This window comes from Marinitoga sp. 1135, from assembly GCF_013363245.1.
GTDB lineage: Bacteria > Thermotogota > Thermotogae > Petrotogales > Petrotogaceae > Marinitoga > Marinitoga piezophila.
Genome location: NZ_LBEZ01000003.1, coordinates 139,562 through 154,943, shown reverse-complemented (window position 1 = coordinate 154,943; position 15,382 = coordinate 139,562). Strand labels below are relative to the sequence as shown.

At 26.2% G+C, this 15,382-nt stretch carries 11 protein-coding genes and 1 CRISPR repeat array; of the genes, 10 read left to right on the top strand and 1 reads right to left on the bottom strand.

From position 1 onward, the window contains the following. Positions 1-7 precede the first annotated feature (7 nt). Positions 8-1,675 carry an AAA family ATPase gene (locus tag XO10_RS02160; RefSeq protein WP_175421070.1) on the bottom strand — a complete coding sequence of 556 codons (1,668 nt, stop codon included), beginning with the start codon at positions 1,673-1,675 and terminating at the stop codon, positions 8-10. A 63-nt stretch (positions 1,676-1,738) separates the two neighbouring features. Beyond that, positions 1,739-3,983: a CRISPR direct-repeat array (repeat unit 36 nt; unit sequence GTTTCTATCTCTTTCAGAGAGTAGTGATATTCGGAT). A gap of 774 nt (positions 3,984-4,757) precedes the next feature. Here XO10_RS02160 and cmr1 point away from each other — a divergent pair. The 10 genes from cmr1 (at position 4,758) to XO10_RS02110 (ending at position 15,346) form a co-directional block, all read left to right on the top strand. Next, positions 4,758-6,011 carry a type III-B CRISPR module RAMP protein Cmr1 gene (gene cmr1 / locus XO10_RS02155; RefSeq protein ID WP_014295930.1) on the top strand — a complete coding sequence of 418 codons (1,254 nt, stop codon included), beginning with the start codon at positions 4,758-4,760 and terminating at the stop codon, positions 6,009-6,011. Then, positions 6,008-8,368, top strand: a complete 2,361-nt coding sequence (gene cas10 / locus XO10_RS02150) for a type III-B CRISPR-associated protein Cas10/Cmr2 (RefSeq protein WP_175421069.1) — start codon at positions 6,008-6,010, stop codon at positions 8,366-8,368. Before cmr1 ends, cas10 begins: the two co-directional genes overlap by 4 nt. Beyond that, a complete protein-coding gene (gene cmr3 / locus XO10_RS02145; RefSeq protein WP_014295928.1) occupies positions 8,355-9,332 on the top strand; it encodes a type III-B CRISPR module-associated protein Cmr3 in 978 nt (325 codons plus the stop codon). Before cas10 ends, cmr3 begins: the two co-directional genes overlap by 14 nt. A 13-nt stretch (positions 9,333-9,345) precedes the next feature. After that, complete coding sequence (gene cmr4 / locus XO10_RS02140) at positions 9,346-10,173, top strand: type III-B CRISPR module RAMP protein Cmr4 (RefSeq protein ID WP_014295927.1); 828 nt, start codon at positions 9,346-9,348, stop codon at positions 10,171-10,173. A gap of 9 nt (positions 10,174-10,182) precedes the next feature. Then, entirely contained in the window at positions 10,183-10,536 is a 354-nt protein-coding gene (cmr5, locus tag XO10_RS02135; RefSeq protein WP_014295926.1) for a type III-B CRISPR module-associated protein Cmr5, read from the top strand. A gap of 2 nt (positions 10,537-10,538) precedes the next feature. Next, a complete protein-coding gene (gene cmr6, locus XO10_RS02130) occupies positions 10,539-11,291 on the top strand; it encodes a type III-B CRISPR module RAMP protein Cmr6 (protein ID WP_014295925.1) in 753 nt (250 codons plus the stop codon). Beyond that, a complete protein-coding gene (cas6, locus tag XO10_RS02125; RefSeq protein WP_075780266.1) occupies positions 11,278-12,099 on the top strand; it encodes a CRISPR-associated endoribonuclease Cas6 in 822 nt (273 codons plus the stop codon). The genes cmr6 and cas6 overlap by 14 nt, the downstream gene beginning before the upstream one ends. Next, on the top strand, positions 12,092-13,228 hold the full coding sequence (locus tag XO10_RS02120) for a CRISPR-associated protein (RefSeq protein WP_014295923.1): 1,137 nt from the start codon (positions 12,092-12,094) through the stop codon (positions 13,226-13,228). The genes cas6 and XO10_RS02120 overlap by 8 nt, the downstream gene beginning before the upstream one ends. A 10-nt stretch (positions 13,229-13,238) precedes the next feature. Then, complete coding sequence (locus tag XO10_RS02115; RefSeq protein ID WP_175421068.1) at positions 13,239-14,930, top strand: TM1812 family CRISPR-associated protein; 1,692 nt, start codon at positions 13,239-13,241, stop codon at positions 14,928-14,930. Between the two features lie 260 nt (positions 14,931-15,190). Continuing rightward, positions 15,191-15,346 (top strand): hypothetical protein, encoded by a 156-nt coding sequence (locus XO10_RS02110; RefSeq protein ID WP_156865381.1) that lies wholly within the window; start codon positions 15,191-15,193, stop codon positions 15,344-15,346. The last annotated feature ends 36 nt before the right edge of the window (positions 15,347-15,382 follow it).

Sequence of the window (15,382 nt, the reverse complement as noted above, 5' to 3'; positions counted from 1 at the left end):
GCCTTTTTTATTTAATTACAATCTCAATCTCTTTCTTATCAAAAGCAATAGCAACTTTTATTATTTTTTCTATTCCATAACTCTTAATTTCTGCTTCATAATTCTTTTCTTCTATTTGTTTCATTCCTTTTTCTGCGCTACTTTTTAAATCTCCATCTTTTTTATAGTATTTTTTAAATTCAAATATTATCCCTGGATTGCTTCTCTTTTTTGGAATTAATATTAAATCCGCTCTTCCATATCCTGATTCTCTATTGCTTTTTATTATATATTCCTTTTGTAATCCCACACTCAGTCCCAATATAAGTCCATGATAAAACCTTTCTGGTTCTTTTCCACTTACATCAAAATAACTTATTGTATTTTCTACTAATTCTTTAAAATTTTCTTTGAATTCTTCATAATTTTCCTCTATTAAATCTTTTAACAGTGTTTTGTATTTAAAACCTGAATCCTCTAATATGTTAACCACTGTTTTTTTAAAGAAATCAAGAGCTTCTTTGTTTGTTATTTTTAGTCTGTATTCTGCACTGTTTCCTTCCCCTATTTTGTCTATCCAGGTTAAGTATCCTGTAAATAAAAAGAGTGTCCATACGCTTTCTTCTACATTGACATTTAAATCTCCATATACCAAATTTTCATTTATTGTTGTTGTTACTGTTTCACCTTCTATTAAATCATAAATCTTTGATTTTATTTCTGCACTTCCTTTGGCTATTAAATCTTTTATTAACTTATTCCCGCTGGTGTTTATCCAGTAATTCTTTATTTCCTTTTCAAAGATTAAATTCATTATTGAATATGGATTGTATATTTCAAATCCTCCAAAATTAAATCCATTATACCATTCTATTATCTTTTCTTCTTCGTATTCCATTCCATAATATTTCAAAGCTTCATGTAATTCTTCTTTTGTCATTCCGAATTTGTCATTAAATAATCTGCTTAATACAGTTGAAATTTGGAGGTTATTTACTCCTGTAAATATACTCTCTTTTGCCACTCTTGTTATTCCTGTTAATACAGCTTTTTCTAAATACTCATTATCTTTTAATGCATTTCCAAGTATATTTCCTATAAAATCTATTAGCTCATCATAATATCCATTTAGATATGATTGTTGTATCGGTGTATCGTATTCGTCTATTAATAATATTACCTTTTTACCATGATATATATATAAATATTCTGTTAGATTTTTTATTCCATCTTCGAAAACAGCGTCTTCTGCAGTTTTATCTAATATACCTATAATTCTTTTTTTATCCCATTGTGTTATTTTATCAGTATTAAGGAGATATACGTACTTTGTATATAATTTTGATATTAACTCTCTTATTCCGTTTTTCATATCTTCATATTTTTTCTTCTTTAAGCCTTTAAAACTAATAAATATAACAGGATAATTATTTAAATACTTTTCTATTATTTTCTTTTCATTCCAGATTTTTAAATCTTTAAATAAATTCTCACTGTTTTCTTTCATTGAAAAGAAATGTTCTAACATGCTCATATTTAATGTTTTTCCAAATCTCCTTGGTCGAGTGATTAATATTACTCTTCCTGCTGATAATATATCCTTTATGAGCATACTTTTATCTATGAAATACATATTGTTTTCCATTATGGTTTTAAAGTTGCTTTCTCCCAGAGGAAGACTTTTTAATTCCTTCATTTTTTCACCCCCATGGTGTTATTATACCATACACAAAAACTCCTGCATTGAAAAATGCAGGAGTTTTTTGTCTCTTTTAGAGAGTGGTGATATTCGGATAATAAAAAATTACAGAATACAATTAGAAAAGATTTATCAGAGTTTCTATCTCTTTCAGAGAGTAGTTATATTCGGATTTGGAAAGAAATAGATAGTAAAAAATTAAGAGGAAAAGATGGTTTCTATCTCTTTCAGAGAGCAGTTATATTCGGATTCAGGTATTAAATCTATTTTACCAGTGGCATATCTTTTATCGTTTCTATCTCTTTCAGAGAGTAGTGATATTCGGATAATATGATAACTAAGAAAATTTTCTTTATCCAAAACAAAAGTTTCTATCTCTTTCAGAGAGTAGTGATATTCGGATCGGTGGATTAATAACATTTCTTCTTCTGATAATTGGTTTCTATCTCTTTCAGAGAGTAGTGATATTCGGATAGGTTTATAACGAGTGTTTTAAGTGAAGAATGGTTAGGTAGTTGTTTCTATCTCTTTCAGAGAGTAGTGATATTCGGATACTAACACCCTATACAATAAAGGTTAAACTTCCAGACTATAGTTTCTATCTCTTTCAGAGAGTAGTGATATTCGGATAAAAAAGCCGTCTCCCCGGCATGGGATGACGGCTTTGAAGAGTTTCTATCTCTTTCAGAGAGTAGTGATATTCGGATGTAAAAGCATTTAGATTATCAAATGCTGTAGAAGTAGATAGTTTCTATCTCTTTCAGAGAGTAGTGATATTCGGATAAAGATAAGTTAGAAAATACAGAAGAATGGCTTGATAGATTGGTTTCTATCTCTTTCAGAGAGTAGTGATATTCGGATTTACTCTATTAGTAAATACTGAAGGATTAGAAAATGCAAGTTTCTATCTCTTTCAGAGAGTAGTGATATTCGGATAAATGAAAAATATATTTAAAAATTTAATAAAAATAATTATGTTTCTATCTCTTTCAGAGAGTAGTGATATTCGGATGAGTCGGTTGTAACTGAAGAGGAATAAAATAAATTTAACAGTTTCTATCTCTTTCAGAGAGTAGTGATATTCGGATTATGGTGAAGTAGTAGAGGAAGAGGAATGATTATTTGACACGTTTCTATCTCTTTCAGAGAGTAGTGATATTCGGATATTAATGAATCTATTTCAATTATATCAAAGAAATACTATAAGTTTCTATCTCTTTCAGAGAGTAGTGATATTCGGATATCATAAAAGAAGAATTAAAAGAGGATGCGCCTGAATGGAGTTTCTATCTCTTTCAGAGAGTAGTGATATTCGGATTTAGATGTAAGAGATGAATTAGAAAAACAAGGATTTATACAGTTTCTATCTCTTTCAGAGAGTAGTGATATTCGGATCAAAGAAAAAGTTGATAAAATTCAAGCTGCGCATCCAGAGTTTCTATCTCTTTCAGAGAGTAGTGATATTCGGATTTGGTTGTTGCAATAATATCTTTTAAATTAAACAAAGATAAGTTTCTATCTCTTTCAGAGAGTAGTGATATTCGGATTATTTCATAAAAATTGGGGAAAAATCTTTCCCCAAGTTTCTATCTCTTTCAGAGAGTAGTGATATTCGGATATATGAAAAGTTAGCTAAAGAGTTGAAAAGACTTTATAAAGTTTCTATCTCTTTCAGAGAGTAGTGATATTCGGATTTAGAAAAATGGATAATCGGTTACCTGTTGATTGACTCCGGGTTTCTATCTCTTTCAGAGAGTAGTGATATTCGGATAAAGAAGTAGAAAAATATTTTAACGAGGGAATTACACGTGGTTTCTATCTCTTTCAGAGAGTAGTGATATTCGGATATAGAATTTAAAGGAAGCAAAAACGGTGTCGTTGCCGAATGTTTCTATCTCTTTCAGAGAGTAGTGATATTCGGATATTGAAGAGAAAGACGAAAAGGGGGACGAATAATATGAGCGGTTTCTATCTCTTTCAGAGAGTAGTGATATTCGGATATTACCAGTCAGGTAATCTTCAAGAATTGGTGGATATTAGTTTCTATCTCTTTCAGAGAGTAGTGATATTCGGATGAAGCAAGTTATATAGAAGTTTTAAGTGGATATTATAATAGTTTCTATCTCTTTCAGAGAGTAGTGATATTCGGATTTAAAGTAGTCATCAGAGAATTTTTAGATTCTCTCGATGATGGTTTCTATCTCTTTCAGAGAGTAGTGATATTCGGATATGGAAACTGGAAAGGGCTTGCAAGTGGAAAAACTGCAAAGTTTCTATCTCTTTCAGAGAGTAGTGATATTCGGATAGCTGGTTTCTAGAATGGTTATTATTAGCGTTTTTTAGAAGGTGATTTTTCGAACCTGTTTTTTAATTTTGAAATTTTCAGCATTTTTTCGAATAAAATCTCTATAATCTGCTTTTTATCTATATTCGTACCTGTTTTTCAGTTTTCCTTTGTTTAAGCCGCTTTCAGAGATTTTGTGTTTTTGGATTTAGGTCCGTATACGAACTATTTTTATTATAACATTCTAAAATCCTTTTGTCAAGTGATTTTTGAAAAGTGTTACAAAATTATAAACCTCTGCGAACCTCATAGATATGTTTTAGTTTATTTATGCGTATTTTATAGTTTTGTTATTTTTGCGAATATCTTTCTTTTGTTTTTCTTTTATATTTAGTTTATTTATAAATTTCTTATTTCCGAGTATTGCTGTTTTTTTTATCCATTCTTTATTATTGCTTATATTCCCTTGTACATTGTAATAATCTCATATGCTTCCATTATTGTTTTCATCCCCCATTCTCCTTTCGACGAGTTATATTTCTATTTTACTACTCATCATAAGCTTTTTCTTCCTTAGAGGGGTCAATTTGTTTTACCATATACACACTTTTTATTCTTTTCTACTTTAACCTTTACAATTAATTTCAGGGGTCTTATATTTTCTTGAAATTAATTTTGTGATGTGTTAAAATAGAAATGTATAATTTAATTCAAGATTAATTAGAATATATTTATATTATTAATATATCATTGATTGGTTGAAGATGTTAATTTTTAATAAATAGGAGGGAAAAAATGAACATTCTAGAATTTGAGTTACTTACAACATCGCCCATGTTTGCAAGTAGAGACGGAAAAACATTTTCTTTAACTCCGCAAAGCGTAAGAGGAGTAATGAGATTCTGGTTTAGAGCTGTTGTTCCAAGAGTAATAGATATTCATTATTATAACGGTGAAAGAAAACCATATATAGGATTAAAAAAAGCAGAAGAATTAATATTTGGTTCAACAGAAAGAAAATCAAGTTTTGATGTGATAGTTGATTTAATATCGCCTACTAATATTACAAACAATCACGATTATTTTACTTTTGCAAGAATAAATAAAAGAAACAGAAAAATAAATTACATTTATGGAATTTATGGTGTAGAAGAGAGAGAATTTTTAAAAGAAAAATCAAAATTAAATATAACTTTTATCATAAAAAAGCAACCAGATAAATTATTAAATATCATAATAAATTTAATGAACTTAATTTCTTTAGTAAGCGGGTTTGGTGCAAAAACAAGAAAAGGTTTTGGAAGCTTTAAAATAGAGTTAATAAAAACGAATAAAGAAAATTCATCAGAAATTAAAAACAGTGTAAAAAATATTTTAAATGAATTAGATGAAAATTTGAAACGATATTTTAGCTCTATATCCGATACTCATTTCAAGTATTCTCAAACAGAATTTTTAGATATACCTGAATTTCCTGTATTATTATCAGATCCCAAAACTTATAGAGTCGTTTCGACAAAAAAATCTCCAATCAAGAATTTTTCTGATATCTATAAAAAACTCTATGCAACTGAAATGCAAGAATCTAAAAAAGGAGTTTATATAAAAGTTAAAAAGAAACTAAGAACTTTGAATAACACTGATTCTTTTACAAATGCTTTAAGAGAAGTTGAAGCATCTTCAAAAAATACAATTGAAAGTAATATTATTTTTTATCAGGCATTAATGGGATTACCTATAAATTATAAATATAATATTACCTCTAAAAAATTGCGTAATTATAAAGGTAATGAATACACTTTAACAAACGGTGAAAGAAAAGCTTCACCATTTTTCTTCTCGTTTCATTTAAATGAAAAAAATGAATATTATGTAAGAATATTAATGATAACAAGTAAAATTTCTTTAAATAACAAAATATATTTCGAAGGAAGAAGAAATAAATTAATAACTGAGAGTCCAGAAAGTTTTGAAATATATAATCAAGCAATGGATATATTTAAAAAGGAAGTTGAAAAAAAATTAACGAATAAGGGGGAGAAAAAGTGAATTGGGAGAAAAAAATTATAGCGCTTTTACATGATCCGGTAGAAAAAGCGTTAAATCTTGAAAATCATGAAAATATTGCAAATAGAAGATTAAATAAATTGGGAACATATTTAAAAGATGATTATAAAAATCCCGATTATCTTTCAAGCGCTGCAGATAGAATATTATTTCCAAAAGAAAAAGAACATTTCAGTAAAAGAATCAGCATAAATATATACCATTATCCAGAATATTTACATCCATTAAATGGTGAAAAATTAGAAGATTATTTTAAAAATGATTTTAAACAAAAAATTGATAAACTTAATTCGGAAAAAATAACTGATAAATTAGAAAAATTAGAAGATTTCAAAAAAACATATTATAAAACATGGTGGGAACTTCCAGAACAAACTGAATTATCATTTATGTTACCTGGAGATACAAGAATCCCAAGTCATTCGATAATTGATCATCTTGATAGTGCTTCTGCAATGAGTGTTAGCAATAAAATGTCTTTATTATTAGTATCTATAGGACCTGTTCAAGAGTTCATAGCGGCTGCAAGAAAAACTATAGATTTAAAAGTTGGAAGTTATATGTTATCCTATTTAACCTTCCAAGGAATAAAAGTAATAGGTGAAGAGTATGGATATGACAATGTAATATTCCCATACATGAGAGGCAATTATTTTGTGAAAAAAGAATTCGAAAAAATCGGTATATTCGTTGAAACATCTGCTGATCCTGGCGTTGCTTCACTTCCTAATATTTTCACTGCCATTGTTCCAACAAAAGATCTAGAAAAAATAAAGAGCAAAATCAAAAAAGCAATAAAAGATGAAATGTCAAATATAAGTCAATTTATAAAAATATATATTGAAGATTTAATTCAATCAGAAAAAAAATATAAAGAAACAATTTTTCAAAAACTTGAAGCATTCAAAAACTGGGATAAACAAATTTCTCAATTCCCAATAATAATTACAGTTGATCAAGAAATTAATAACATTGAAAAATATATTGAAAAACATTATATTTATACAGAAGATGAAAATATTAAAAAATTATATCAAAAAATGAAACAACTTGAATCAACATATCAAATGAAAGATATAGCTTTTTATGGAATGTATAGTGAATTATTGGGTATAAAAAGTTCTCTAAGAAAAACTACACGTGATTTTATTCAACTATTTGAAGATGATGTTGTAAATGGGGACGATTTAAGCGGAGCAAATAAAGCAGTAATCGAAATCATAGACAAAGATGAAAAAAAGGAAAGATTATCGGCACTTTCAGCAATAAAGAGATTATTTGTTGAATATCTAAATGAAATTGGATACAAAGAAGCTTATGAAAAATTAAAATATGTAAAATCAACTGAAGAAATAGCAGGAAAATATAAACTTGCAGTATTATTGATGGATGGAGATAATATGGGAAAATGGATATCGGGAACATTAGCTCCATCATTTAAAAAAAGACTACATTCAAAAGTTATAAAAGAATTAGAAAGAGAAGACAAAGAATACACAAAACTATTGGAAAATATAAATCTTGTAACTCCATCATATCAGAGGATGATTAGTAGAACTTTAAATAATTTTTCAAATTTTGTACCAAAAGTGGTGGAAGAATTTGATGGATTATTAATATATGCTGGCGGAGATGATGTGCTAGCTCTTTTCCCTTCTAATAAAGTTTTTGATGCTGCTAATAAATTGAGAAAAGTTTATTCTGGAATTGGTGAAGAAAAAGTTGGAGAATATGTATTCAAAAATGGCTGGTGCTATAAAAAAGAAAAAAATCTGGAATATCCTGTATTTAATATGATGGGAAAACAGGCAACAATGAGTGCTGGAATTGTTATATCGAAACATAATTTTAATTTAAAACTTGCACTTAACAAGGCTCGAGAAATGGAAAAACTTGCTAAATCTAATGAAGAAAAAAGTGGTAGAAAAAAAGATAGTTTTGCAATAGCTACAATAAGAAGAAGCGGACAAATAAATATATCAAAAAGTTTTTGGGAATTGAATAGATTTGATATTCTTTTAAAAGGTTTAGAATTTATAAAAGATTTTGAAAAAGAAAAATCCATTAAAAATATAATTTTACGTTTAAAATCTGAATATATAAATTATTGTTTTGATGAATTTGGAAACGAAATTTTAACCATTGAAGATTTTAAAAATAATATTATACCATTTCTTGAAAAAAGAATGGAAATAAAAAAAGATAAATTAAAAAATTCATTTGTAAAATTAATTACACTTAATGAAAGATTCCTTACTGGAAATAAATTAATGGAATATTTCAATACCCTTGAAAATATAGAATATGCAAGAAGGGAGAATATATATGAAAAAAATTAAAACATTGTTTATTAAACCAGTGGATTGGGTTGGTTTTAGAAAATCAAAAACTTTTTCTCACGCTGAGGAAACAATATTTCCTAATCCAAAAACATTTTATGGTGCAATAATGACAGCATATATGAGAAAGAAAAATTTAACCCAGGAAGAAATAGAACAAATAATAAAAGATAAAAAACTGAAAATTATAGGTCCATTTTTAACCGATAGTGAAAGTAACATATACTTTAGAATGCCTGCAATAATAAAACAAAATGATATCACAAAAGAATTTTATAAAGGCGAAATAGATGAAACATTTACTTTTAATTTAAACGGTAAAGAATTATATGGGATAAAATATAAGAGTATGAGAAATTTAAAAGAGCCTGAAAAAACGTATATTTCATTAAATGAATTAGAAGAACTAAAAAAAGGAAATTTAAAAATTTCCAATGATAATTCTGAGATATATTTTAAAGAAGAAAAAATAGGAATTGCTCTTGAAAATAGAAAAGCAATGGAGGGTATGCTATATTCATATTCATATTTTAGATTTATAGACGATGCAGGATTTGCTTTTTTTATAGAGCGAGATGAATTAAATATATTAAATGAAATTGAAATAATTACTCTTGGTACAAAAGGAAAAATGGCAAAAATTGAAATAAAAGAGATAGAAACTTCTATCTTTGACCCAATAATTGATACTCAAAAAGGTTTATTGTTACTAACTCCAGCATACTTTGAAGATGGAGTAAAACCTATATTTGATAGTAATATTATAGCTATTGCCAATTATAAACCTGAAACAATTGGATACTGGGATCTTAAAAATAATCATCCTGGTGAACAATTTAAAGTGGTTCCTTCGGGAAGTGTTTATGTAATAAAAGGTGATTTTGAAAAAGAAAATTATAAAATAAATTTTACTGATAAATATGATGAATATAATTTTGGAAAATATATTGAAATAAAAATTTAAGGGGGTTATTAACTTGAGTGGAAAAGTTGGATTTTTATATGCAGTAACACAAATTCATGCAGGTAAAGGAATGGATGTTGGAGTTGTAGATCAACCAATACAAAGGGAGGTACATACTGGATTCCCAATAATAGCAGGAATAAAAGGAGCAATAAGAAATGAATTATCTTTCAATAAAGAAGAAGAAATATTTGGTTCTAAACCAGGTAATAACAATAAAGAATCAAAACCAGGTAATATAACTTTCTCAGAAGCCAAAATATTATTTTTCCCATTAAGAAGTATAAATAGAGGTTTAGTATGGATAACATGTCCAATGGTATTATCCAGATTAAAAACCGCTTTTGAAATTTCAGGGAATACTGAAATGGCGTCAAAAATAAATAAATTTCTCAAAACAATAAAAAATAAAAAAGAATATTCAACATTTAAAAGTACTGTTGTTAATGTGGAAGAATATGCTATAGAAACCGAAGAATCTAACGAATTAAAAGAACTAATGAAAGAATTAAAAAAAGTATCTCCTGATGAATATTTACAAAAAGTATTAGAAGAAAATGTTATTGTATTAAAAGATGAAGATTTCTCTTTTTTTGTTAGAAACGCTACAGAAGTATTACCAAGAATTAGAATAAATCCTGATACTGGTACAGTAGCAGAAGGTGCATTATGGTATGAAGAATATTTACCCCAAGACACTGTAATGTTCTTTTTAATAAAATCGCTAAAAAATAGCGAAGAATTGCTTAACGAAGTAGAAAAGAATTTAGATAAAGAATACATAAATATTGGTGGAAAGGCCTCTGTTGGAAAAGGTTTTTCATATATAAAATTAATGTGAGGTGAAAATGTGAAAAGAGAAAACAGCACAAAATTATTAGCAAAAAAATTTGTTATTCAGAAAATAAATAAAAAATATAAAGATGATTATAGATCTTTGATAAAAGGGCTTGGTTCAATGATAATACAAAACGGGTTATATGGAACCCTTGTATTTTTAAAAGCAAAAAACAAAGATCATCATAAAGCTGTATTTAATGATATTGAACAATATCTTAAAGAAAAAGGGTTGTTTAAGGGAGAGGATTTGCTTACATTTCTTGAAAATACAGAAGAACTTTCTACTATACAGGAAAAAGTGTTAGAATTTACAAATTGGTACAGAAGATATGTTGATATATTTATTCAAACAGGTGGTGAATAAACTTGAAGTATTATACCAATTATAAACCAGAAAATTTAAAAAACGCGAGTTTGTATTATGATAAATTTGTATACCATGAAGCAAATCCAGAAGATCTAAAAAAAATAAAAGATGATTATAAAGATATATTAATAAATTTGGATAAAAATATAATAAAAAAGAATATAGAGATTATAAAAAATATAAGAATTCAAATGATAAATAAAATAAAAAAACATTATAACGTTAAAACTTATATAGTAAAAAATAAAACACCATTTTTAATAGGAGCAGGAATTCCTTCAATAGATGAAATAGGATTTTATTGGAGTAGAAATTATGGACTTCCAATAATTCCAGGTACGTCAATAAAGGGAGCTTTTAGAAAATATATCGAATCAAATAATGATTTAAAAAGTATTATAGATGTAGTTTTTGGAAATGCTGAGAAAAAAGGATATATTGATTTTTTAGATGCAATACCTATTAATACTATAAAATTAAATATTGACTATCAAACACCACATTTTCAGGAATATTATATGAATAATCAACCTCCAAATGATGTATATAATCCCATTCCATTGAATTATTTAAATGTTTCTAATGGAACTTTTAGAATAGATTTATTAATTTCTGCAGATTCCAATGAAGTTATAAATATTATAAACATTCATTTTAAATACTTTTTAGAATATTTTGGAATTGGTGCAAAAACTTCTATGGGATATGGAAGATTTAAAATTCAAGAATTAAGTAATTTTGATAGAAGGTGATACTATTTTTTATAGTATAGTCATAGAATTAAAAGCATTAGAAAGTGGGGTTATCCCCACTTTTCCTGGTAAAAAGATACATGGCCTTTTTTTTAATATATTAAAAGATGTTGATAAAGAAATTTCTTATAAACTCCATGAAGACAAAAATTATAAACCTTTTACAGTTTCCTCTTTTCTTGGGAAAAAAATTGATGAGCCAGTAACTATTTTAAAAGGAAAAAGATATTATATAAGAATGACATTTTTAGAAGAAAAAATTTTTATCTTATTTACAACAAAAATATTTAAAAATAAAATTTTCAAAGAAAAAATAAATATTGAAGATATTTCATTTTCAATAATCAGGATAATTTTTGATAAGGAACACAGTAAATGGGCTAATTTATTAACTATTGATGATTTGCTAAAAGAAAATTATGACAATAAAATTTCTCTTACTTTTATTACTCCGACACTGTTTAAAACTGGAGACAAACATTTAAGATATCCGGATCCGGAAAAAATATTTAATAGCTTATTAATAAAATTCAATAAATATAGTCCTTATAAACTCAATGAAAAAGTAAAAGAAAAATTTAATACTATTAAAATAATTCAAAGAAAAACTCATTTAAAATACATATATTTTCCAAATTTTTATTTACAGGGATTTACAGGTAATGTAGTTTTTGAAATTCCTGAAGATAATTATGAATTAAAAAAGACAGCAAATATTTTATCTGATTTTGCATTTTATGCCGGAGTGGGGTATAAAACCACCATGGGATTAGGTCAAACACGAAGGGAGGAACCAGTTAATGTATAGTAATATTGTTCTTACAGGGGGAAAATCAATTTTAGGCAAATTTAATTTATTAGGAAAATTTATTGAAGATAATAATATCGAACACGTTAAAAATTTAAAAAGTGAAGATGTTGAAAAATGGATAGAAAAAGTAAAAGTCGCCTTTCAAAACTCAAAAAGTGATCCTAAAAAAGTTAGTGTTGAATATTCTTTAGTACATACTTTAAAAGAAATGAATAAATTAGCAAATAATCCTGATATATCCATTATTCATACAAACACTAAAGAAGGTATTATCTCTGCAAAATTAAATGAATATATATTTAGAAAAGATTTTAATGCAAATGTGATTTTAAAAGGTGTAGATTTTGATATAAATGATAGAATAAAATTAAATAAACAATATGGTGAATTTATGGATATTCTTGTAACTGAATTACAAAAAGGAAATATTTATAACACCTTTTTCTCGCCAACACCTGGATATAAAGTTATGTCTTATTTAGGATATGTAGCTGGTTCATTTTATGGTTATAAAATGGGATATTTATATGAAGAAGGTTCTGTATTTCAGGAAGTTCCTCCAATCCCTATAAAGTTTGATATTGAAGAATCTATAGATTATTTATACTTAATAAAAGAAATTCAGGAATCAGAAATTAAATATAATTCTTTATCAAAAATGGAACAAGAGTTTATTGATAATCATACATACTTTTTTGATACCATTGATGGAGTAGTTGTTTTAAATGCCTTTGGATTATTTTTATTTAAAAATATTCTTACAACTGAAATATTTATTTCAGATGAATTAAAAGAAATGTGGGATAAACTTGATAATGATAAAAGAAAATTTGTAAAAACTCAAATTTTTGAGCTTATACGAAAAATAAAATTATTTAAAAGTAATAACAATTCTTATAAAGGAGAATTAATGCATAACAAATCCTGGGAAGGAAAAAGATTTAATAAACCTTATTTATATAAATCAATTACCGGAAATATTTTTAGAGCTGTTTGGGATACAGATGAAAATAAATTAAATTTATACTATATATGGTTAGATCATGATAAATATGAAAGAGAATATGAGAAAATAATGCAAAAATATCAAGACTATAAATGCAAAAATCTATTAGAACTTATATAGGAGGCAATTTATGGAAAAAATATTATTATTATCTTTTCTTGGAAAAGGAAGATATAATGAATCATTATATTATAGATTAGAAGCTGAAAACAAAAAAGCTAAAAGTTATTTAAGCCCTTTAGCTAATGCATATTTAGAAAAAGAAAGAGGAAATGATGTTGAAATAAAATTCTTTATAACAAAAGAAGTTAAAGAAAATTTTCTGGAAAATCCTAATAGCGAACATGGTCAAAATATAAATAATGAAATAAATAATCTGCATCAAAAAGGAATAAGTGTAACCTTTGAAAATATTCCAGAAGGAAGGAATTATAATGAACTCGAAGAAATAATTTCAATTATAAAAAAGTCAATAAGTGAATTTTCGGAAAAAGAAATTATTTTTGATTTAACTCATGGTCTTAGGCATATATCAACCTTTACCACTGGAGTAATTTTTTATTTAAAAAATTTACAGCAGGATTTTGAAGAAAAAAATATTATATTATATTATGGTGCTTATGATATAAGAAAGGAATTTAAAAACAAACCTCCAGAAGTACCGATTCTTAATATTTCATCGACATTAGAACTTTCAAACTTAACCCTTGCTTTGGAGGAATTTAAAGAATATGGAATTACAAAAAGAATAGAAAAAGCTTTAAGAAATATCCAGAAATTAGTTGCAACAAATAAATTATGTAATGTGAATAAATTGAAATTTTCTTCTCTTTCTACTGAGTTATCTAATTTTAATAATATTATAAAAATTCCAGCATCACCTGAAAAAATTATAAATTCTATACTAAAAATAAAGGAAATTTTGGATAATAGCATTATAGAATTTAGAAATTGTTCAAAAAGCACAGAAAAGTTATTTTTCATAGAACCTATTAATTATTTTTTGGCCACTCTTAGAAAAATTATCGTGGAAGATTTATTTTATAATATCGATTCAATAAAAAATGATAATACATTAACCAGGGAAAAAATTATATTTATGGCAAATTTCATAAAATTATTATTAAAATGGGAAATGTATTCAGAAGCAATGATTCAGATTAGAGAACTTTTAATTGATTTACATCTATTAGCAAAAGGGCAAATATTATACTATGATGATAAAGAAAAAAGAGAAAGAATATTTTGGGAAGATTCTTTAAAAAGAAATGAAATTGCAGAAAGATTGGATAAACTAACTAAAAATATTATAGACACAAGAAATAAAATTGCACATGCCGGAAGAGGCACTGATGACTTCAAAAAAGAGAACTTAAAAAAATTATTGTTGTCGTATGTAAGAAAAATTGAAGAATTATCAAATAATATAGAGTTATTTGAGAAAAAAGAAGCTACCTTAAAGAGAAAAGTTTACTTACTAAATTCCATAATAATTCCACTTTCAAAAGATAGTGAAACAGGAAACTTTGATATAGAAAAAATTACAAAAGAAAAGTTTTATAATTTTTTAAAAAATGCTCTGAATGAACAGACTTTGGACTCTGCAATAGGTCACGATTCAATAAAACATTTTATAAAAGAACAGTTTGATTTGGATATTCCTCTGGAAAGAAAAGAAATTTATTTTGCTCCTGGGGAAGAGGCTATTGTAATAAAATTAGAAAAAAGGCCTGAAGAAGGAAGAATCTATACAAAGGAAGAAATGGACTATATGGAAGAAAACAATTTAATTGGATACTATTATATAAAAAGAAAATTTTAAAAATTAGAGAATTGTGTATGAAAATTACGATACGAATGGTTGGAAAGAAATATAAAATAAACTACAAAATTTATCAATAAATTTTATTATTCAAAATCCCTATATGTTCTGTGATTTAGAATGTATAGGGATTTATTTGATTAAACGACAAATTATAAATTTACAAAAAAGTTGCTTGATATTAGTTATCATATATGATAGCATAAAGAGTATGATAAAATGAGTATATGGTCTTTAAAGAAATCTATTAAGACAATAAAATGAAAAGTTATAAAGATTTAATGCAAGAACTTTTAGAAGACGAAAAATTCAGAGAAATTCACTTTAAAAAAGAAGCTCTTCATCATTTTTTAGATGAAATTGTAAAAGATGAAAAGAAAAAAGGCAAATTTATAGAAGCCCTGAATCTATTATAAAAATAAAGATAGTATAGAAGAAATACAGCAAAAGTC